General features: G+C 68.9%; 18 protein-coding genes and 1 tRNA gene. 10 read left to right on the forward strand and 9 right to left on the reverse strand.

The genetic code is table 11. The annotated features are described in order from the left end of the window. Positions 1–99: 99 nt before the first annotated feature. Positions 100–246 carry a hypothetical protein gene (locus tag ACLJQ7_RS14395; protein WP_410648709.1) on the forward strand — a complete coding sequence of 49 codons (147 nt, stop codon included), beginning with the start codon at positions 100–102 and terminating at the stop codon, positions 244–246. Here ACLJQ7_RS14395 and ACLJQ7_RS14400 read toward each other — a convergent pair. The 6 genes from ACLJQ7_RS14400 to ACLJQ7_RS14425 form a co-directional block, all read right to left on the reverse strand. After that, entirely contained in the window at positions 241–1,287 is a 1,047-nt protein-coding gene (locus tag ACLJQ7_RS14400) for a maleylacetate reductase (RefSeq protein ID WP_410648710.1), read from the reverse strand. The two genes, ACLJQ7_RS14395 and ACLJQ7_RS14400, sit on opposite strands and share 6 nt — an antisense overlap. Then, on the reverse strand, positions 1,284–2,150 hold the full coding sequence (locus ACLJQ7_RS14405) for a dioxygenase (protein ID WP_410648711.1): 867 nt from the start codon (positions 2,148–2,150) through the stop codon (positions 1,284–1,286). The genes ACLJQ7_RS14400 and ACLJQ7_RS14405 overlap by 4 nt, the downstream gene beginning before the upstream one ends. A gap of 10 nt (positions 2,151–2,160) precedes the next feature. Beyond that, complete coding sequence (locus ACLJQ7_RS14410) at positions 2,161–3,213, reverse strand: alpha/beta hydrolase (RefSeq protein WP_410648712.1); 1,053 nt, start codon at positions 3,211–3,213, stop codon at positions 2,161–2,163. Next, the gene (locus ACLJQ7_RS14415) at positions 3,210–4,787 is read right to left on the reverse strand and encodes a bifunctional 3-(3-hydroxy-phenyl)propionate/3-hydroxycinnamic acid hydroxylase (RefSeq protein WP_410648713.1); all 1,578 of its coding nucleotides are present in this window, start codon (positions 4,785–4,787) and stop codon (positions 3,210–3,212) included. Before ACLJQ7_RS14415 ends, ACLJQ7_RS14410 begins: the two co-directional genes overlap by 4 nt. Before the next feature lie 57 nt (positions 4,788–4,844). Beyond that, positions 4,845–5,888 carry an AraC family transcriptional regulator gene (locus ACLJQ7_RS14420; protein ID WP_410648714.1) on the reverse strand — a complete coding sequence of 348 codons (1,044 nt, stop codon included), beginning with the start codon at positions 5,886–5,888 and terminating at the stop codon, positions 4,845–4,847. Between the two features lie 555 nt (positions 5,889–6,443). Continuing rightward, positions 6,444–6,516, reverse strand: a tRNA-Lys gene (locus tag ACLJQ7_RS14425). Positions 6,517–6,615: 99 nt separating this feature from the next. On the opposite strand from ACLJQ7_RS14425, the gene ACLJQ7_RS14430 reads away from it, so the two are divergent. The 3 genes from ACLJQ7_RS14430 (at position 6,616) to ACLJQ7_RS14440 (ending at position 9,620) form a co-directional block, all read left to right on the forward strand. Continuing rightward, positions 6,616–7,155, forward strand: a complete 540-nt coding sequence (locus ACLJQ7_RS14430; protein ID WP_410648715.1) for a DinB family protein — start codon at positions 6,616–6,618, stop codon at positions 7,153–7,155. 25 nt (positions 7,156–7,180) lie between these two features. Continuing rightward, positions 7,181–8,554: a lyase family protein gene (locus ACLJQ7_RS14435; RefSeq protein WP_410648716.1), complete on the forward strand. Its 1,374-nt coding sequence runs from the start codon at positions 7,181–7,183 to the stop codon at positions 8,552–8,554. A gap of 82 nt (positions 8,555–8,636) precedes the next feature. Then, positions 8,637–9,620 carry an SCO0930 family lipoprotein gene (locus tag ACLJQ7_RS14440; protein ID WP_410648717.1) on the forward strand — a complete coding sequence of 328 codons (984 nt, stop codon included), beginning with the start codon at positions 8,637–8,639 and terminating at the stop codon, positions 9,618–9,620. Between the two features lie 3 nt (positions 9,621–9,623). Here ACLJQ7_RS14440 and ACLJQ7_RS14445 read toward each other — a convergent pair whose 3' ends face one another. Then, entirely contained in the window at positions 9,624–10,220 is a 597-nt protein-coding gene (locus ACLJQ7_RS14445) for a DUF4383 domain-containing protein (protein WP_410648718.1), read from the reverse strand. A 132-nt stretch (positions 10,221–10,352) separates the two neighbouring features. Here ACLJQ7_RS14445 and ACLJQ7_RS14450 point away from each other — a divergent pair, with 132 nt between their 5' ends. Together ACLJQ7_RS14450 and ACLJQ7_RS14455 are read left to right on the forward strand one after the other, a co-directional pair. Beyond that, positions 10,353–11,243, forward strand: coding sequence for a hypothetical protein (locus ACLJQ7_RS14450; protein WP_410648719.1), 891 nt, complete (start codon positions 10,353–10,355; stop codon positions 11,241–11,243). Between the two features lie 45 nt (positions 11,244–11,288). Then, entirely contained in the window at positions 11,289–12,119 is an 831-nt protein-coding gene (locus tag ACLJQ7_RS14455) for an oxygenase MpaB family protein (protein WP_410648720.1), read from the forward strand. Here ACLJQ7_RS14455 and ACLJQ7_RS14460 read toward each other — a convergent pair whose 3' ends face one another. Beyond that, a complete protein-coding gene (locus tag ACLJQ7_RS14460; RefSeq protein ID WP_410648721.1) occupies positions 12,120–13,337 on the reverse strand; it encodes an alpha/beta hydrolase in 1,218 nt (405 codons plus the stop codon). Between the two features lie 123 nt (positions 13,338–13,460). Further along, the gene (locus tag ACLJQ7_RS14465; RefSeq protein WP_410648722.1) at positions 13,461–14,408 is read right to left on the reverse strand and encodes an alpha/beta hydrolase; all 948 of its coding nucleotides are present in this window, start codon (positions 14,406–14,408) and stop codon (positions 13,461–13,463) included. A 144-nt stretch (positions 14,409–14,552) separates the two neighbouring features. Here ACLJQ7_RS14465 and ACLJQ7_RS14470 point away from each other — a divergent pair, with 144 nt between their 5' ends. The 4 genes from ACLJQ7_RS14470 to ACLJQ7_RS14485 all read left to right on the forward strand — a co-directional run bounded on the left by ACLJQ7_RS14470 (position 14,553) and on the right by ACLJQ7_RS14485 (position 18,576). Then, positions 14,553–15,020 carry a MarR family winged helix-turn-helix transcriptional regulator gene (locus ACLJQ7_RS14470; RefSeq protein WP_410648723.1) on the forward strand — a complete coding sequence of 156 codons (468 nt, stop codon included), beginning with the start codon at positions 14,553–14,555 and terminating at the stop codon, positions 15,018–15,020. A 27-nt stretch (positions 15,021–15,047) separates the two neighbouring features. Then, the gene (locus ACLJQ7_RS14475; protein ID WP_410648724.1) at positions 15,048–15,896 is read left to right on the forward strand and encodes an SAM-dependent methyltransferase; all 849 of its coding nucleotides are present in this window, start codon (positions 15,048–15,050) and stop codon (positions 15,894–15,896) included. A gap of 115 nt (positions 15,897–16,011) precedes the next feature. Beyond that, positions 16,012–16,548 carry a PadR family transcriptional regulator gene (locus tag ACLJQ7_RS14480; RefSeq protein ID WP_125679028.1) on the forward strand — a complete coding sequence of 179 codons (537 nt, stop codon included), beginning with the start codon at positions 16,012–16,014 and terminating at the stop codon, positions 16,546–16,548. Positions 16,549–16,557: 9 nt separating this feature from the next. After that, a complete protein-coding gene (locus ACLJQ7_RS14485) occupies positions 16,558–18,576 on the forward strand; it encodes an FAD-dependent oxidoreductase (protein WP_410648725.1) in 2,019 nt (672 codons plus the stop codon). Positions 18,577–18,590: the final 14 nt, after the last annotated feature.

Here is an 18,590-nt window from a genome sequence, read left to right on the forward strand (position 1 = left end):
TCTCGGGAGTCGCCTGGTCCCACGTCTAGATCCACCCAACGCGGGTCCGCAGCCGCGTCATGCCGACCATCCGCCGCCGCTTGTTGCTGCTGTTCGAGCGTGTTCGCGACGGTGCGCTCGGCCAACTCGTGCGCCTCATACTTCGCCGGCAAGTGGTTCCGGCGGGCCCTCGCCGAGGTCGTTCCTTGGGACCAGGCCGTGGCCGCCGAAGCGCGGGAGGGGCTGGCCACGCTGACCGTCTCATAGGGCTTCTGCCAGAAGCCGTTCCAGTTCCGCCCGTCCCACGGGTCGCGGGTTGGCGTACGGGTCGGCCAGTACTTCGTCGACCACTGCGGGCAGATCGGACTCGCGAACCCTGAGTGCGGACAGCCGGTGCGGGGCACCGATCCGGTGCGTCAGTGAGTTCAGCGCCGCCACCGGGTCGTCGTCGGGCAAGGCGCGGGCGAGTGCCGCCCGTGCCCGCGGTGCCGCGGGCAGGTTGAAGGCCGCGACGTGGGGCAGGATGACCGAGTGGGTCTCGGCATGCGGCAGGTCGAGCTTTCCGCCGAGTACGTGGCACAGCTTGTGATGCAGCCCCATGGTGGTCGCGCCCAGGCACGCGCCGCACAGCCAGGCGCCCTGGAGTGCGGCGGCCCTGGCGGCCGGGTCTGCGGGATTCTTTCCGATCGCGGGCAAGGCGGCGGCCAGGTCCCGCACTCCCTGTTCGGCCATCGCCGCGATGACCGGGGAGACGTCCGGGGCGTAGAGCGCCTCGACCGCGTGGGCCAGCGCGTTGAGACCGCTGGTGGCCGAGATCCCGGCCGGCAGGGACCGGGTCAAGTCGGGGTCGTAGACGACGGTGCGGGGTAAGACGCTCCGGTTCCGGCCGGTCTGTTTGCGCGCGTTGTCGGTGATCCCCCAGATCGGGGTCATTTCCGAACCCGCATAGGTGGTCGGCACGGCGAGGATCGGCAAACCCTGCCGCAGGGCGAGCGCCTTGCCGAGGCCGATGGTCGATCCCCCGCCGATCGCCACGCATCCGTCGGCGCCGAGTTCCTTCGCCGACTCCTCGGCGGCGGCGACGGTGTCCGTCGGTACGTGCATGCGGGCCCGGTCGAAGATGCCCACCGCCGAGTCACCCAGCAGATCCCAAGCGCGCTCGGCGAGGTCCCGTTGCTCCGGTGTGGACAGTACGAGCACCCGCCGGAGCGTCAGCCGCCGGACTTCCTCGGGTAGCTGTCCGATGCCGCCGGCGCCGAAAACGACCCGCATCGGAAGGGCGTCGTACACAAAGGAGTCGAAAGTCATTCAGGCGCTCCGTCGGATGCGAGTCGGATGTCGAAATGCGCGTGCCGGAAGGGAACGCCGACGCCATAACGGTCGGCTTCGGACCGGTCGTGCGACTCCGTGAAGGGGACGACGAGGCTCTCCTTCACGGCGAAGACGGCGTCGCTGTCGATATACGGGCTGTCCGCGACGAACATGTGGGTAGTCAAGGGCTTGTACCCGGCGGTTTCCGCGATCACGTGGACGTGAGCGGGCCGGTACGGATGGCGCCGGGACGCCGCGAGCAGCTCTCCGACCGGGCCGTCGGTCGGGATCGGATAATGGCTCGGCACCACGGTGCGGAACCAGAACCGGCCGTTCTCGTCGGTGCGGAACAGGCCGCGTCCGTTGCCTCGCGGCTGCGCGTCGGGTCGCTGGACGTCGTAGAAACCGTTCTCGTCGCATTGCCAGATGTCGACGGTGGCGCCGCCGAGGGGGACGCCGTCGGCGCCGGTGATCGTTCCGGTGATGACGCAGGGGGTCCCCGTGCCGACCAGGTCGATGGACTCGCCGAGTTCGCGCTCCGGCGACTCGACCAGGTGGAACGGGCCGAGGACGGTTCCCTCGGTACCGTGCGCGTCGCCGTTGATCGTCTCCACCAGCGTGGAGATCCCCAGCACGTCGGACAGCAGGACGAACTCCTGGCGGGTGTCGTCGCTCTTCTGGCCGACCGCGGTCAGGAAGCCGATGGCCCGTTCCCACTCCTCGTGGGTGGGCCTCAACTCGCGCACTGCGGCGTGGGCGTGCCGGGCCAGCGTGGTCAGGATCTGCTTCACCCGCGGATCGGGCGTGTCCCGGAAGCTGTCCACGACCGCATCGAGGGTGGTGTGTTCGTCGAAGTCCATGTCGGCCCTCTCAGTCTCGCCGCGTGAGCCGGTCCGCGAACCAGTCCGCGACGTAGGCGGTTCGCTCGGTGGCGTGGTTGTAGATGGTGTGCTCTCCGTCGTCCCAGATCCGCAGCGTCGCGTCGTCGTGGGTCGCGGCGTCCAGGAACGGTCGCTGATCGGCCGCGGTGACGATGGGATCGTTCCCGCCGTGCAGAACCAGTACCGGGCAGTCGATGCGGTCCTCTGGCCGCAACGCGATCCGGTCGAAGTTGCGTTGGATCGCGTCGGTGTCGGTTGTGCCGAGCATCGCCGCCGCCTGCTCGACGTAGGTGCGGAAGTCGAGGAGACGAGGCCGGGCGGGCCCGCCGTTGACGCACACCGCGGCCACCCGGCGGTCGGACGCGGCCGTCGTGCCGGCGAACAGGCCGCCGTTGCTGTTCCCCCACAGGCCGACGGGCCCTCGCGCGAGAACGTGGTCGACGAAAGCGCTGTACGCCGCCCGCACGTCCACGTCCAGCAGCAAGCCGCCGTCGAGTCTGGACTCGCCCTGGCCGGGGCCCTCCGCGAGCAACGCGGCCAAGCCCCGGCGGTTCAGGGCCTCGGCCTGCCGGACATACGCCGGGCCCCACCCGCTCTGGCCGCCGAAGACCACCACGGTCCCGGTCACCGGGCCGGGCGGGCGGATCAGCCAGCCGAACAGCCGTCCGCCCGAGAAGGGGATTTCGAGGTGCTCCCATCGCGGATTCCGTGACGCCCCGGCTGCCGCGAACGCCTCGGTGAGCCGCGTGTAGAGCTGCCGTTTGCGTGGCCCGTCGAAGTTGTAGGCCATCTGCGCGAACAGGTAGCAGGCCGTGGCCGCGAGATACGCCTCCTCCGCGGTGACGACTCGACCGGCTTCCTCGGCGGCTCGGGCGCGAGCGAACTGCCGGTCGCCGAGTTCCTCGGCCGCGACGTCCCACGCGATCCCCGCTCCGGTGAGCGTCTGGAGTTCGAGTACGTCGGCGTAGTCCATCCCGCAGTCCAGCATGCGGGTGGGAGACATGGCCCGCCACAAGGCTTCCGCGGGAGCGAGCGCGTTCATGCCGACACCCAGCGCAGTCGGTCGCGGAGTTCTCCGACCGCCGCGGGCAGCTCGGCCAGTGAGCCGGCCCAGAACAGGTGGAAGTCCGGACGGCCGATGAAAGCCTCCACCCCGTTGTCGTGCAGGAAATCGCGGTAGGTCCCGGCGACGTCCGTCACCGAGTCCTGCGCGCCGGGAGCCAGGGTCGCCGTCGTGGCACCCAATTCGGCCAGGAAGTCCAGCTGTTCGCCGGTCAGCACACCGCGCGGATCGGTCGCGCTCACCAGGCTGAACCCGCGGCCGACGACGTCGTCGAACAGCCCCTGGACGCCGTCCTTGGCCACCACGCCCTGAGGTGCCAGCGTTCCCGCCAGTGGTGACGGCCGTCCGTCCGCGCCGTGCCGGACGACGCCCGCGACGATCGTCGGGAACGGCGGAGGCGGGGGCGCCGTGCCGTCCCGGAAGGCCTGATCGCGAGCGGCCGCGGCGGCCGGGTCATGGGTGTTGGCCACCCGTCCCAGCATCGTCGACGTTTCGGTGATCGTCGTGGCGTGCGGGCGCCGTTCGGCCTCATAGGTGTCCAGCAAGCCGTCTTCGGCCAGGCCACGCAGCACCAGGTCGAGCTTCCACCCGAGCGTGATTCCGTCACGCATGCCGGAGCAGGCCCCCTGGCCCATGTACGGCGGCGTGGTGTGCGCGGCGTCGCCCGCCAGGAACACCCGGCCGGTCCGCCAGCGTTCGGCGATGCGGGCCTCGAACCCGTAGACCACGTTGCGCAGGATCTTGACGTCCTCGGGACCGAGCCCGTGCGTGTCCCGCAGCCAGGACCAGGCGTAGCCGGGGTCCTCGAACGCCGCGATGTCCTCACCTGGCAGGACAGCCAGCTCGAACCGTTGCCTGCTCTTGCCGATCGGCATGAACATATGGCCCCGGACCGGATCGCAGAACTGCGTCGTCCGGTCGAACCGTTCCGGCAGCGGGCGCAGCCGTTCGCAGTCGATGTTGAGCCAGTTGTCGTGCACGCCGAGGTCGCTGCGCTCGATGCCGAGAGTGGCGCGGACGAAGCTGTTCGCCCCGTCGGCGCCGACGAGGTACTTCGCGCTGACGGTGCGTTCCTCACCCGCGTGCGCCCACTGTCCGGTGCGTGACTTCGTCCACGGGCGGGCGGTGAGCTCGACCCCGGCGTCGGTCGGGTGGACGTTCACCACGGCCCAACCCTGGTTGACCTCGACGGTGCCGGAGGCCCGGACGTGCCGGTCGATGCTGTCCTCGATGTCCGGCTGGTACATCGCGATATGCGCCGGGTGACCACACGACTTACCCCGCCAGTCGATCTCGAACAGCAGCTCACCCTGACCGTTGAAATACCGGTAGTGCTCCAACGGCGACGCGTCCCGCAGCGCCAGGTCGAGGTCGCCGACGGCCTGGATGGTCCGCGCGGTTTCACCGTCGATATGCGTCAACCTCGGCAACCCGTACAGCCCCGGCCACCGTTCGAACACCACCACTCGATGCCCCGCCTTGCCGAGGGCCGAGGCCAGGACGAGACCGGTCGGGCCATACCCGACAACCGCGACGTCGTACTCGTGGATCATGTCGCCTACTCCCGCATCGACGAGGAGCGCCACTGCTCCTGCTGATGGGAAGGGACGCTAAACGCGGCGTTCCGCGATACCGATCCCCTTCGCGACACCCCGATCCGTTTCCCGACAGGGCTGCCGCAACGTCGCGGAAGGTGCTTCGCCGTACCGCTCCCGATAGACGGCGGCGAAGCGCGGCACATGACCGAATCCCCACCGGAAGGCCACCTCCGCCACCGTCACCCCGCTCACCGGATCCGCGGCCAGCAGGTCCTCACGAACTCTCGTGAGCCGGACCTGCCGGACGTACTCCCGGGGCGAAACCCCGACATGGTCACGGAAATGCCGCTGCAACGAACGCGGGTCGACACCGACCTGCGTCGCGATCCGGCCGATGGAAAGGTCGGTCTCGGGCTGGGTCTCGATCAACTCGATGGCCCGCTTCAGCGGTGAAGGACGCGAAGCACGGTCCACTCCGGACTCGAGCTCATCGGAATAGTTGTGCTGCTGCGCCAGCAGCAGACCGGTCATCAAGAACGACGACCACGGAGTGACCCCCGACGGATGACCGGACAGACCGATCGCGTCGAGGTCGGCGACGAGCAGCCGCACGGCACGTGCCCACGAAGCCGCCGCGGGCGCGCGGAGATCCATCGCCGGGGTGAACCGGATCGGCGCGACGATCGGCCTGCCAAGCAACTCCTCGAGGTGCCGGTCCAGCGCGGACCGTTCCACCCGGACGTGGAGCTGGCGGTACTCCGCGCTCAGCAGCATCTGAGCCTGCATCCGCGGTGAGATGATCCCCGCGGTCAGGTGGTCCACCACCACCTCGTCGGCGCCGCAGGTGATCCGGTTGCGACCACCCCACGAGAGGTTGACGTCGTAGTAGTCGACCTGCTCCGTCAGCCTGGCGCCCAGCTCGGAGCCACGATGCCACCCGTAGACCAGCGACAACGGCCCCATCGCGGCGACCGCCAACGCGCTGTGGACCGTCGCGCCGCGCCCCATCGGGGTGAGCCGGTGCGGGGTCAGGTAACGGGACACCGCGGTACGGAATCCGTCGACGTCGGAATCACGCAGCACCGCGTAACGCCCCAGCGTCCCGTCACGCGTCATGCCCTGCTCCTCGCTCGGCCCCTCTCCATCCTAAGACGGCTTCGCAACTGGCCGTGTCCTGCAAATCACTGGAGCTAGAGGACGATCGCGGCGATAGCGGGTTCTGCCTGGTTGTAGGCGGCGCGGCGAAGCGGTCCCATGCCAGACCATCGAAGTCCTCGGCAGCGAGCTCATGGCGAAGTGCAAAGTTTTCCGCCGTTGTTCGAGGGAGGCCACCGCGCGGCCACACCTCGGCGTCCTGCTGTTTCCGAGCCCGGCGTTGAGGAGGCGCTCACGGCCGCCCGCCGCGCGTCTTCGGTCATCACCTTCATCGTCGCGGACACCAGCGAAGACGTTGCTGGAATCGGCAGGGATGTTGCAGAGCACGGGCACGCCGGACCGCTCACACGGCGAGGAGAGCGCCGAGGGGCCATGGCCCGGTGCAGCTAGCTGGACACGAACTTCGGCACAGCAGAGCGAACGGAGACGAAACGGAGCCCAATCGCAATCAACGCAGAGATGGCCATGCCGCAGAAAGATCAACATCCCCGCAGGTCGGCGGGGATGTTGATGTTGTGGGCCGCCTGGGGCTCGAACCCAGAACCTACGGATTAAAAGTCCGCAGCTCTACCAATTGAGCTAACGGCCCGTGCGGCCGAGTCTAGTAGACCGCCGTCGACCACCAGGATGGCGGGGCGGCCGCCGGAGCGCCACGGAATTGTCGGGGGTCTCTGTCATGGTCGGGGGCATGGACGAGATCCCCGACGAGAACTATGCGGCCAGCTGGGACGGCGACCGTCCGGAGCCTCCGCGCGTGGCGAGCGAGCGCGAGATCCTGACGTCCACGCTCGACTGGCATCGCCGCACCTTCGAGCTGAAGTGCCAGGGGTTGACGCCGGAGCAGATGGCGCTGCGGTCGGTGGAGCCGTCGAGCATGTCGCTGCACGGGCTGCTCAGGCACCTCACGGGCGTCGAGCGCTGGTGGTTCCGCCTGCAGTTCGCGGGCGAGGACGTCCCGTTGCTCTATTACTCCGACGAGTGGCCCGAGCAGGACTTCGAGGATCTGGGCGGCGATGTCGAGGAGGCGTGGGCGGCGTGGCACGAGGAGTGCGCGCGGTCGCGGGAGATCGTGGCGGCCGCGTCGCTCGACGACACGGGCAAGAGCCGCCGCGACGGTGAGCCGTTCTCGTTGCGGTGGCTGCTGACCCATCACATCGCCGAGTACGCGCGCCACACGGGGCATGCCGACCTGCTGCGTGAGCGCATCGACGGGAGGACAGGCCACTGAACCCTTGAAGTGCGATGCTGGGCCGATGAACGCCGATCCCGATTCCGGCCTCTTGTCCCCGGTCCGCGCCGGCACGCCCGCCGAGGCGGCGACGGGTGATCTCGCCTGGGTGCGGGCCCTGTTGGACGCGGAGGCGGCGCTCGCCAGGGCACAGGCCGGCACGGGGCTGATCCCGCGGGCCGCCGCGGAGGCGATCACCGAGGCCGCCGCGTCGATGGAGATCGACGTGGTCGCGTTGGCGAGGGCGGGTCGTGAGACGGCGAACCCGGTCGTGGGGTTGATCAAGGAGCTGACCGAGGCCGCCGGCACGGAGTACGTCCATCGCGGCTCCACCAGCCAGGACATCTTCGACACCGCGATGATGCTGGTCGCGGCGCGGACGCGGGCGATCCTGGTCGCGGATATCGAGGCGACGGCGGACGCGCTGGAAGGCCTCGCCCGCGCGCATCGCGACACGATCATGGCCGGGCGCACCCTCACCGCGCACGCGGTCCCGACCACGTTCGGGCTCAAGGCGGCGGGCTGGCGTCAGCTGACGCTCGACGCGCTCGACCGGCTGAACCGTGTCGTCCTCCCGGTCTCGCTCGGTGGCGCGGCGGGCACGAGGGCCGCGTACGCCGAGTACGCGCGCCTCGCCGACCTGCCCGACGGCTATCCGCAGCGGCTCCAGACGGCCTTCGCCGAGGAGACCGGGCTTGCCGAGACCACGCTCCCCTGGCACACCCTCCGCACCCCGACGGCCGACCTCGCGGCCGCCCTCGCGTTCACGGCCGCCGCGCTCGGGAAGATCGCGGTCGACGTCCAGTTCCTGACCCGCACCGAGGTCGGGGAGGTCACCGAACCGGCGGGCGAGGGCCGTGGCGGCTCCTCGGCGATGCCGCACAAGCGCAATCCGGTGCTCGCGACGCTGATCCGGTCGGCCGCGCTCCAGGTCCCGGTGCTGGCCACCGGCGTCACCCAGGCCATGGTCTCCGAGGACGAACGGTCCGCGGGCGCGTGGCACGCCGAGTGGCAGCTGCTGCGCGAATGCCTGCGCCTGACCGGCGGTGCCGCGCACACGGCGGCCGAGCTCGCCCGTGGCCTGGTGGTCGACGACGAGCGGATGCGCGAGAACCTCGGCCTCACGCACGGCCAGATCGTCTCCGAGCGCCTGTCGACCGTGCTCGCCCCGCTGCTCGGCAAGGCTCGGGCCAAGGAGGTTCTGGGACGCGCGTCCAAACTCGCGCTGGAGCAGGACAAGCCGCTCGGCGAGGTTCTTTCCGGCCTGCCGGAGATAACCGGAGTCCTCCCCGCGGATTCCCTCACCGAGCTGCTGGATCCCGCGCACTACACCGGTTCGGCCGGCGTGCTCACGGACGTCGCGCTGGAGACGCGCGAAGAAAATCCGAAAACTCCTTGAACCGGTCCCGCGCCGGCTCCGTGTAGGGGGTACAAGCTCACCGCGCCAAGCCGCGGAACCCCTACGAACAAGGAGAAATCCCATGCTTCGCAAGCGTTTCGTCGTCGCAGCGGCGTCCGCGGCCGTGGGCCTGGTCGCACTGTCGGCCTGCTCCGGTGGCACCGAGACGGCGGCCCCCGCCGTCGCTCCCGCCGCCGCGGTGGCCGGGGCGGGAGGGAACGCCCCCGCGGCCAAGGGTGAGACCAAGGTGGCCGTGGCCGAAGCCGGTGATCTCGGCCAGGTGCTCGTCGACAAGGACGGGTTCACCTTGTACCGCTTCGACAAGGACAGCGCGAAACCGCCGAAGTCCAATTGCGACGGTGACTGCGCGAAGACCTGGCCGCCGATGCTGGCCGAAGGCGACGTACAGATCGAGGGCGTGGATCAGGCGCTGGTCGGCGAAGTGACTCGCACCGACGGACGCAAGCAGGTCACCGTCGGCGGCTGGGCGCTTTACCGCTACGCCAAGGACGCCAAGGCGGGCGAGGCGAAGGGGCAGGGCGTCGGCAGCACCTGGTACGCCGCGAACGCCAAGGGCGGCAAGGCGGGCCAGGCCGCGAAAGAGGCGGCTCCGGCCGAACAAAAGGACGGCGCCACGAAGCTGGTCGCGACCGACGTCGACGGCATCGGACCGGCCATTGTGGACCAGGAGGGCTTCACCCTCTACATGTTCACCAAGGACAAGAAGAACAAGCAGCCGACCTGCAACGGTGACTGCGCGAAGACCTGGCCGCCGGTGCTCGCCGAGGGCGACGTCCAGCCCGAAGGCATCGACCAGAAGCTGCTCGGCACGGTGAAGCGCGCGGACGGCACCACGCAGGTCACCGTCGGCGGCTGGGCCGTCTACCGCTACGCCAAGGACGCGAACGCCGGCGAGGCGAACGGGCACGGCGTCGGCGGCACCTGGTTCGTCATCGAGCCCGCGGGCTGCAAGAGCACCGCGCCGGTGAAGAACAAGGCCGCGCAGAGCGGGAACGCCGCCCCCAAGAAAGGGGACGACGCTCCTGCCCAGGAGTACGGCTACTGAGACCTAGTGGGCCAGGCCCGGCGGTCGCTCTTCATGAGCGACGGTCGGGCCTTTTTCATGCTTCGGCCGTCGCGAGCCGTCGGGTAGGGGTTCGACGACCGTGGCGCTGTCGGCCCGGTCCGTCACCACGTTCTCCTCTTCGTCCTCCGGCAGCAGCACCTTGTGCCGCGCGGGCAGGACCGCGATCAGCAGCCCGAGAGCGGCGAGGCCGAGGTGCAGCCAGTTGTCCGTCGAGTTGAGGTTGAACGGGTTACCCGCTTCTGAAACCGGGTTCGTCGAAACCGTCCCGGCGATCATCAGGCCCCAGATGAACAGCGCCCCGAAGGCGGCGAACGTCAGGAGTCCGAAGACCCTGGACCGGCCCGAGCCGAAGGTCAGCAGTAGACCGATCGCGCCCAGTAGGACGAATCCGAGGTTGTAAAGGGGATTCACCGAGAATCCGAGCACCGTCGCGTCGCTGCGACCGGCGAAATCGGCGAACCCGGTCCTGGTGAAGCCCACTATCCCGAACACCAGGAAGGCCAGGCTCGACAGCCCGGCGAGAACCTGCGCGGGCTGGACACCCGCAGTCCGGATACGAGCGCGTTGTGCACGTGCCATTGCTCCGCCTCCCAGAGTTGGCGACCTGTATTCAGGCTTGGGTGCCGGATACCCAGGGGCCCTCGCGGGCAAACCGAGGCGGCCGAACGGCCTAACCGTGAACACGATCGGGTGATCCGGTCAACAAGTCATGTGGGCAAGGTGAGCGGAGTCTTTCTCCTGGTGGGGTTGTGCCTGGGAGCCATCCTCGCGATGGTGCTGATTCCGCGGTCGCGTCCCGGCCCGGCGGCGGTCGCGGCCGCCGCCGACACGGTGATCACCCTCGAAGCAGAACCGGAACAGGCCGAGTCCCCGCCCCCGCTCTCCTCCGCGGTACCGGGTTCACCGCCGAGGTCCGTCGACACCAAGGCCCTCCCAGGCCTCGTCCCCGGCGGGCAGGTGAGCGTGGTCGTCTACGACCGCACCGCCAAGAAGACCACGGTCTCCGTCAAAGCGGACCGGTCGTACACGTCGGCTTCGCTGGTGAAACTCCTCATCGCGCTGGAAGCGCTTCAAGCGGGCGCACCGGCGAGCACCGTGCAGCGGATGCTCTCGGCCAGCGACGACGACATCGCCAGCAGGCTGTGGACGGCACACGGCGGACCCGCCATCGTCACCCGCTGGGCGACCAAGATCGGCCTCGGCGGCACGCGTCCTCCCGAGGATCCCGGCCGCTGGGGCGACACCCGGATCACCGCGGCGGACGTCGCGAAGATCTACCGCTACCTGCTGGACCAGGCGGGCCCGGGGACGCGGACGACGATCATGCGGGCGTTGAGCGGCGCGACGGAAAGCGGCTCCGACGGCGTCCGGCAGTACTTCGGCATCCCGGACGCCGTCGGTTCCCTTCGCTGGTCGATCAAGCAGGGCTGGGCGTGCTGCCGCGGCTCGCGGATCCTGCACAGTTCCGGCACGGTCGGCGAAGACGATCGCCATATCGTCGTCGTTCTGACTTCCCAACCGGTGTCGACCACCTACCCCGGCGCCGGCAGGCGGGTTTCCGAGGTGGTGAAAGCGCTTCGACCGGCTATTGACGGCCTGTAAACAAGGTGGGACAGTGGCCGTACGCCACTCTTCCGGGAGGTCGTCGTGAGCACCGAAGCCAGCCTGCCCGCCGTGACCCCGCTCGGCCCGGATTCCGTTGCCTGGCAAGTGGTCGGCGACCGGAGGCTGGTGCTCGGCGCGGGGACGGCGTTGCTGCTGCAGGTCGCGCATCCGGTGGTCGGCGCGGGCGTCCACGACCATTCGAACTACACCGAAGACCCGTGGGGCCGCCTCGACCGGACCATCGATTCCTTGCTGTGCCAGGTTTTCGGTGACTGGAAGGCGATCGCGGAGGCGGAGCGGCTCCGCGAGCTGCACAAGGCGATCAAGGGCGTCGACCACCACGGCGAGCGCTATCACGCGCTGAACCCCGAGGCGTACTGGTGGGTGCACGGCTCGACGTTCTGGACGACGGTCCGCATGCACGAGGTGTTCATAAATCCGTTGTCCCCCACCGAAAAACGCCGTTTCTACGCGGAATGGCGACGCCTCGGCCTGCTGCTCGGCCTACGCGAGCACCACATGCCCGACGACATGGAAGGCTTCGACGCCTACTTCGACGACGTCGTCGAGAACCGGCTCGAGGACAACCACACGGTCCGGGAACTGCTCCGCTCGATCACCATGCGGGACACGCCACCGCCGCCGTGGTGGTTCCTGTCGGAGGCCTGGTGGCGTCCCGTCCGGCCGGCGGGCGGGAACGTGCTGACCCTGTGCGCGATCGGCTTGCTCCCCCCAGCTCTTCGGGACCGCTTGAGTCTCAAGTGGACAGACAGGGACGAGCGTCGACTCCGGCGCCTCGGCGCGGTCGTGAAGCTGGCCGGGAACCGCGTTCCCGACCGGCTTCGGTTGTACCCCAAGGCTTACCGCGCCTGACTACTCGACGACGTCGACCAGCGCGCCCTTGGCTCCGGTGTTCGGCAACGGCCACGGCTTGACCCCGCCGCTGTTGGCGATCTTCTTGTCCTGAGGTGCGCTCGGCGGCGCGGTGCGCGCGCCGATCCACGCCAGCACGTCCGGGATCTGCGTCTTGAAGGTGTTCATGTTGTGCCCGGCGTCCGGGATCCGCCAAGTGGACAGCGTCGCGGGCGCGCGGACGGCGGACTGGAGCTGGTCGAGCGAGAAGCTCTCGAAGCTTTCCTTGTCCCCAGCGATCGCGAGGAGGTCGACCGGCGACGGGTGCTTCTGCAGGTTCAAGGTGATCGTGTTCGCGTCGACGATGTCCTGCCTGCCCTTGAACAGGTTCTCCGTCTCGGCGTCCACCGAAGCCTTGTAGTAGCCGCTGACGCTCGCCGCCTGGCCGTACCACTGCGGATGCCGGGTCACCAGGTTCATCGCGCAGTAGCCGCCCGAGGACCAGCCCGCCATCGTCCACGCCTTCCGCTGCGTGCCGGCACCGAGCTTCTCGATGGCCCAGTCGCGGATGTCGGCGGTCAGGTAGGTGTCGTTGGCGTCGCCGTTGACTTCGTCGACGCATTCGGTGTCGTGGCCGACCTTCGGTTTCCCGGTCGGGTCCGGGATGATCACCATGGTCGGCGGGAGCACGTGCTTCGCGATGGCTTCGTCGAGCCTGCCCGGCATCCCGTACGGGCCGGTGACCACTTCCGGGCCGGACGGGTAGTTCGGGATCCATTCGATGACCGGGAATTTGAGCGACCGGTACGCGGGATCGTAGTACTGGGGCGGGAAGTACACCGAGACGTCACGCGTGAGGCCGGTGCGCTTGCCGGTCACCGTCATGTGCACGACGGAACCCTTGCCCTCCTTGGCCCGCATGGCACCGGCGTCACGCAGTTTGTCGAGGTCCGAGCCGTTCTCACCGGCGACGGCGTCGACGTTTTCCGCCGAGTACACGCCGGTGCCGAACAGGGCACCGACGGTGGGGAAGAAGCCGCCGATCATGTTCCCGCCCATCCCGGTGCTGACCACGATCAGCACCACCGCGACGAGGATCGTGCCGCTGCGGCCGAGAAGCTTGCGGCGCCAGCGTTCCCAGAAGAACGGCACGGCGATGATCGCGAGCAGGGTCAGCACCACGACGATGACGAGGTTCAGTGTGGAATCGAGCCGGATGGCACTCAGTCCCAGTCCCATGACGATCGTGTCCCTCTCCGGCGGCGGCACGCCCCCGCACCGCACTCCCACATCTGGATCAAGAGACGTGCGACCACCGGAAAGTGTTGTCCGGGGTGACGCGTGTCACCCCGGACAAAGCGCTCAGCCTTCGAGCGCGGTGCGCAGCACCCCGATCGCCTGCGCGATCGCGGCTTTCGCGGCGTGCGTTCCGCGCAACGTGTTGAGCATGACGAAGTCGTGCACGATGCCCTGATACCGCACGGCGGTCACCGGGACTCCGGCCTGACGCAGCTTGGCGGCGTACGCCTCGCCCTCGTCACGCAGGACGTCCGCCTCGGCGGTGATCACCAGCGCGGGCGGCAGGCCCGCGAGGTCGTCGAGGCTCGCTCGCAGCGGCGACGCGGTGATTTCCGCGCGCTGAGCCGGATCGGTCGTGTACTGGTCCCAGAACCATTTCATGCCGTCGAGGGCGAGGAAGTAACCCTCGGCGAACCGCCGGTAGGACTCGGTGTCGAAGTCCGCGTCGGTCACCGGGTAGAAGAGCACCTGCTGCCGGAAGGTGACGTCGCCGCGCCGCTTCGCGAGCAGGGTGAGCGCGGCGGTCATGTTGCCACCGACGGAGTCCCCGGCGATCGCGATCTTCGTGCCGTCGAGCCCGTGTTCGGCGCCGTGCTCGGCGACCCACTTCGCCACGGCGTAGTTCTGCTCGATGGCGACCGGGTAACGCGCCTCCGGCGAGCGGTCGTATTCGGGGAAGACGACGGCCGCGCCCGCGCCGACGGCGAGCTCGCGGACCAGGCGCTCGTGGGTGTGGAAGTTGCCGAAGACCCAGCCGGCGCCGTGGATGTAGACGATCACGGGCAGCGGCCCGGTCGCGCCCCGGGGCCGGACGATGCGGACCTCGACGCCGTCCACGTGCGTGGTCTCGACGTCCGCGGCGGGCAGTTCGACGTCGCCGCCCTGGACATCGTCGACGGCCTTGCGTCCTTCCTCCGGCGGCAGCTGGAAGAGGAACGGCGGGGTGGCGGTGGCCTCGACGAAAGCCTGCGCGGCCGGTTCGAGGGCCAGGTTGTGCGGGTTGGCGGTCATTTCTGCCTCCTGGGTTCCGAAGTCGATGCGATAAAAGTAGCTCGCAACTCAGTTGCGCACAACTAAAATGTACCCAAGGAGATTTGGCTCACTCCAGTGGCGGTCTGCGGCATGATCGACGCACCATGGGGACGAGGAGGACCGATGCCGACGGACAACACCGGATCGCTGTGCCTGGACGATCAGCTGTGCTTCGGGCTCTACGCGGCATCGCGGGCCGTGACCGCGCTCTATCGCGTGGTGCTCGACGATCTGGACCTGACCTATCCGCAGTACCTGGTGATGCTCGCGCTCTGGGAGGAGGACGAGCGGCTGGTCAAGGAACTCGGCACCGTGCTGAACCTCGACTCCGGCACGCTGTCGCCACTGCTCAAGCGGCTGGAGAAGTCCGGACTGGTCGAGCGCGTCCGGCAGGCCGACGACGAACGGTCCGTCCGCATCAGCCTGACCGAGGACGGCGCCCGGCTCCGCGAGCGCGCGAGCGGGATCCCGAAGATCATCGGCGACGCGATGGGGCTCGACGCGGCCGGTCTCGCCCGCACCCGCGCGGAGCTCGATCGCTTGACCGAATCCGTGAACGCCTACCGCGAGGCCTACGTCCCGGCCGGTTAGCATGGGATTTCCGGCGCGGACAAAGGGATGACGATGATCGATCACGACGCGGCGCTCAGGGCCGTCGAGAACAGCTTGGACCGGCCGTCCGCGGCCCGGGTCTACGACTACTTCATCGGCGGCGACACCCACTACGCCATCGACCGCGACTTCGCCGAGAAGGTGCGCGAGCGCCTGCCGCTCATGGGCGACTACTGCAAGACCAGCAGGCAGTTCCTCGGCCGGGCCGTGCGGCACTGCGCGGAGCTGGGTATCAAGCAGTTCGTCGACATCGGTTCCGGCCTGCCGACCGCGGGCAACGTGCACGAGGTCGCCGACGAGGCGCGGCCGCAGGAGGACACGCACGTCCTCTACATCGACAACGAGCCCATCGCGCTCGCGCATTCGACGCTGCTGCTCGCCGACACCGCCGACCCGGACCGGCACCACGCGATCGCCGCCGACCTGTTCGACCCCGGAGACCTCTGGGACCGGGTGATGGATTCCGGCATCATCGACGTCCGGGAGCCGATCGCGCTGGTGGTCAACGCGGTCATGCACTTCATCAAGGACGAGCAGGACCCCGACGGGCTGCTGGACTTCTACCGCGACCGGCTCGCGCCGGGTTCGCTGCTGGTGCTTTCGCAGATGACCAACGAGAACCCGGCCAACGACGAGGAACGCCAGGCGCTGCTCGACATCCTCGAGTACTACGAGACCACGACGAACCCCGGCTTCCTGCGCACCATGGACGAGTTCCGGCGGTTCTTCGGCGGCTGGCCGCTGCTGGAGCCGGGCCTGGTCTACGCGCCGGCGTGGCATCCGGACGAGAAGACGGTCTTCGCCGCGAACCCCTCGGAGTCCCGCGTCATCGGCGGTATCGCCCGCAAGCCATAGCTCTTGTAGTACATGAAGGCCCCCTTCCTTGCGCCTAGGTACAGGAAGGGGGCCTTCATGTACTTGTGACGCGCGTCGCCTTGCAGTGCAACTGGGTGCATATGAAACTAGGTGCATGGCACTGGAGCACGCGATCCTGGTTTCACTGTCCGAGCGGTCCGGCTCGGGCTACGAGCTGACGCGCCGCTTCGAGAAGTCCATCGGACTGTGGTGGAGCGCCACCCACCAGCAGATCTACCGCGTCCTCAAGCGGATGGAGGACGCGGGCTGGGTCGCCGTCGCGCCGGTCGCGCAGTCCGGGAAACCCGACAAGAAGGTCTACACCGTCGGTGACGCGGGGCGGGCCGAACTGGCCCGCTGGCTCGCCGAACCCGATCCGTCGGCCACCGCCAGGGAACTCGCCGTGAAGATCCGCGGCGCCACCCTCGGCGATCCGGCCGCCGTCGCCGCCGAGGTCGCCCGGCATCGCGACGCGCACGCGGCACGACTCGACGCCTACCTGCTGATCGAGAAGCACGACTTCCCCGATCCGAGTGTCCTCAGTGGACAGTCGTTGCATCAGTTCCTCGTGCTGCGCGGAGGAATCCGAACCGAACAGGGCCACGTCGAGTGGCTCGAGGAAGTCCTCCGGGCATTCCACCACGATGCGTAAGGACCAGCGATGAGCCAGTACCCGAACCTGCTGTCCCCCCTCGACCTCGGCTTCACCACCCTGCGCAACCGGGTGATCATGGGTTCGATGCACACCGGCCTCGAGGACAAGGAAGCGCATTTCCCGCAACTGGCCGAGTACTACGCCGAACGTGCGCGCGGCGGGGTCGGGCTGATCGTCACCGGCGGTTTCGCCCCGAACCGGACCGGCTGGCTCCTGCCGCTGGCGTCCAAGCTCTCGACGCGCGCGGAAGCCAAGGCGCACAAGCGACTCACCGATCCGGTGCACGAGGCGGGCGGCAAGATCGCGCTGCAGATCCTGCACGCGGGCCGGTATTCCTACCACCCGCTGAGCGTGTCCGCGTCGGGCATCAAGGCGCCGATCAACCCCTTCAAACCACGGGCCCTTTCCGGGTACGGCGTGCTGCGCCAGATCCGCGCGTTCGCCGATTGTGCCTTCCTGGCCAAGGAAGCGGGTTACGACGGCGTCGAGATCATGGGTTCCGAGGGCTACTTCATCAACCAGTTCCTCGCCGAGCGGACCAACAAACGCACCGACGAATGGGGCGGCAGCGCGGAAAACCGCCGGAGGATCGCCGTCGAGATCGTGCGCCGCACACGCGAAACGGTCGGCGAGGACTTCATCATCATCTACCGGCTGTCCATGCTGGACCTCGTCGAAGGCGGACAGCACTGGGAAGACGTCGTCGCGCTGGCCAAGGAGGTCGAAGAGGCGGGCGCGACGATCATCAACACCGGCATCGGCTGGCACGAGGCGAGGGTGCCGACGATCGTGACGTCCGTGCCGCGAGCGGCGTTCACCTGGGTGACCGGCAAGCTCAAACCGCACGTCGGGATCCCGGTGGTCACGTCGAACCGGATCAACATGCCCGAGGTCGCCGAGGAGGCGCTGGCGAGCGGCGACGCGGACCTGGTGTCGATGGCGCGGCCGTTCCTCGCCGACCCGGAATGGATCCGCAAGGCCGAGAGCGGGCGCGAGGACGAGATCAACACCTGCATCGCCTGCAACCAGGCCTGCCTCGACCACGCGTTCAAGCGCAAACTGGTGTCCTGCATGGTGAATCCGCGCGCGGGCCACGAGACGACGCTGACGCTTTCGCCCACGCGGAAGACCAAACGCGTCGCCGTGGTCGGCGCGGGCCCCGCCGGGCTCGCGGCCGCGACCGGCCTCGCCGAGCGCGGGCACGCGGTCGAACTGTTCGAAGCCGACGACGAGATCGGCGGCCAGTTCGGGATCGCGCGGAAGATCCCTGGCAAGGAGGAGTTCGCGGAGACCATCCGGTACTACTCGCGACGGCTGGAGGTCACCGGCGTCAAGGTGCACCTCGGTACGCGCGTGGCCGCCGCCGATCTGGTCGACGCCGGTTTCGACGAGGTCGTGCTGGCCACCGGCGTGACGCCGCGGGTGCCGTCGCTCCCCGGTATCGACCACCCGAAGGTTCTGTCCTATGTGGACGTCGTCCGGCACGGGAAACCGGTGGGCGGCAAGGTCGCCGTGATCGGCGCGGGTGGGATCGGCGTGGACGTCAGCGAGTTCCTGACGCACACCACCTCCCCCGCGCTCGATCTGGACGCGTGGATGGCCGAATGGGGCGTCACCGATCCCGAGCGGGCGGCCGGCGGGCTGACCGAGCGGAAGGTCGAGCCGTCACCGCGGCAGGTCTTCCTCCTGCAGCGCAAGAAGTCCGGCATCGGCGCGGGGCTCGGCAAGACCAGCGGCTGGGTGCACCGGGCCGCGCTGAAGGCCAAACGCGTCGAGCAGCTCACCGGGGTCACCTACGACCGGATCGACGACGACGGCCTGCACATCACCGTCGGTGACCGGCCGCGTGTGCTCGAGGTGGACAACGTCGTCGTCTGCGCGGGACAGGAGCCGGTGCGCGACCTCGTGGACGACCTGCGCGCGGCCGGGCTGCCGGTGCATCTCATCGGCGGCGCCGACGTCGCGGCCGAACTGGACGCCAAACGGGCCATCGATCAGGGAACGCGCCTCGCCGCCGTTCTCTGACGTGGGGGCCCACA

The sequence above is a fragment of the Amycolatopsis sp. cmx-4-54 genome (assembly GCF_046548895.1).
In the GTDB taxonomy this organism is placed as follows: domain Bacteria; phylum Actinomycetota; class Actinomycetes; order Mycobacteriales; family Pseudonocardiaceae; genus Amycolatopsis.

Coding starts and splice junctions, on each gene's coding strand:
- ACLJQ7_RS14400 (WP_410648710.1), bottom strand. CDS start 1,287: ATGACTTTCGACTCCTTTGTGTACGACGCCCTTCCGATGCGGGTCGTT.
- ACLJQ7_RS14405 (WP_410648711.1), bottom strand. CDS start 2,150: ATGGACTTCGACGAACACACCACCCTCGATGCGGTCGTGGACAGCTTC.
- ACLJQ7_RS14410 (WP_410648712.1), bottom strand. CDS start 3,213: ATGAACGCGCTCGCTCCCGCGGAAGCCTTGTGGCGGGCCATGTCTCCC.
- ACLJQ7_RS14415 (WP_410648713.1), bottom strand. CDS start 4,787: ATGATCCACGAGTACGACGTCGCGGTTGTCGGGTATGGCCCGACCGGT.
- ACLJQ7_RS14420 (WP_410648714.1), bottom strand. CDS start 5,888: ATGACGCGTGACGGGACGCTGGGGCGTTACGCGGTGCTGCGTGATTCC.
- ACLJQ7_RS14430 (WP_410648715.1), top strand. CDS start 6,616: ATGGACGAGATCCCCGACGAGAACTATGCGGCCAGCTGGGACGGCGAC.
- ACLJQ7_RS14435 (WP_410648716.1), top strand. CDS start 7,181: ATGAACGCCGATCCCGATTCCGGCCTCTTGTCCCCGGTCCGCGCCGGC.
- ACLJQ7_RS14440 (WP_410648717.1), top strand. CDS start 8,637: ATGCTTCGCAAGCGTTTCGTCGTCGCAGCGGCGTCCGCGGCCGTGGGC.
- ACLJQ7_RS14445 (WP_410648718.1), bottom strand. CDS start 10,220: ATGGCACGTGCACAACGCGCTCGTATCCGGACTGCGGGTGTCCAGCCC.
- ACLJQ7_RS14460 (WP_410648721.1), bottom strand. CDS start 13,337: ATGGGACTGGGACTGAGTGCCATCCGGCTCGATTCCACACTGAACCTC.
- ACLJQ7_RS14465 (WP_410648722.1), bottom strand. CDS start 14,408: ATGACCGCCAACCCGCACAACCTGGCCCTCGAACCGGCCGCGCAGGCT.
- ACLJQ7_RS14470 (WP_410648723.1), top strand. CDS start 14,553: ATGCCGACGGACAACACCGGATCGCTGTGCCTGGACGATCAGCTGTGC.
- ACLJQ7_RS14475 (WP_410648724.1), top strand. CDS start 15,048: ATGACGATGATCGATCACGACGCGGCGCTCAGGGCCGTCGAGAACAGC.
- ACLJQ7_RS14480 (WP_125679028.1), top strand. CDS start 16,012: ATGGCACTGGAGCACGCGATCCTGGTTTCACTGTCCGAGCGGTCCGGC.
- ACLJQ7_RS14485 (WP_410648725.1), top strand. CDS start 16,558: ATGAGCCAGTACCCGAACCTGCTGTCCCCCCTCGACCTCGGCTTCACC.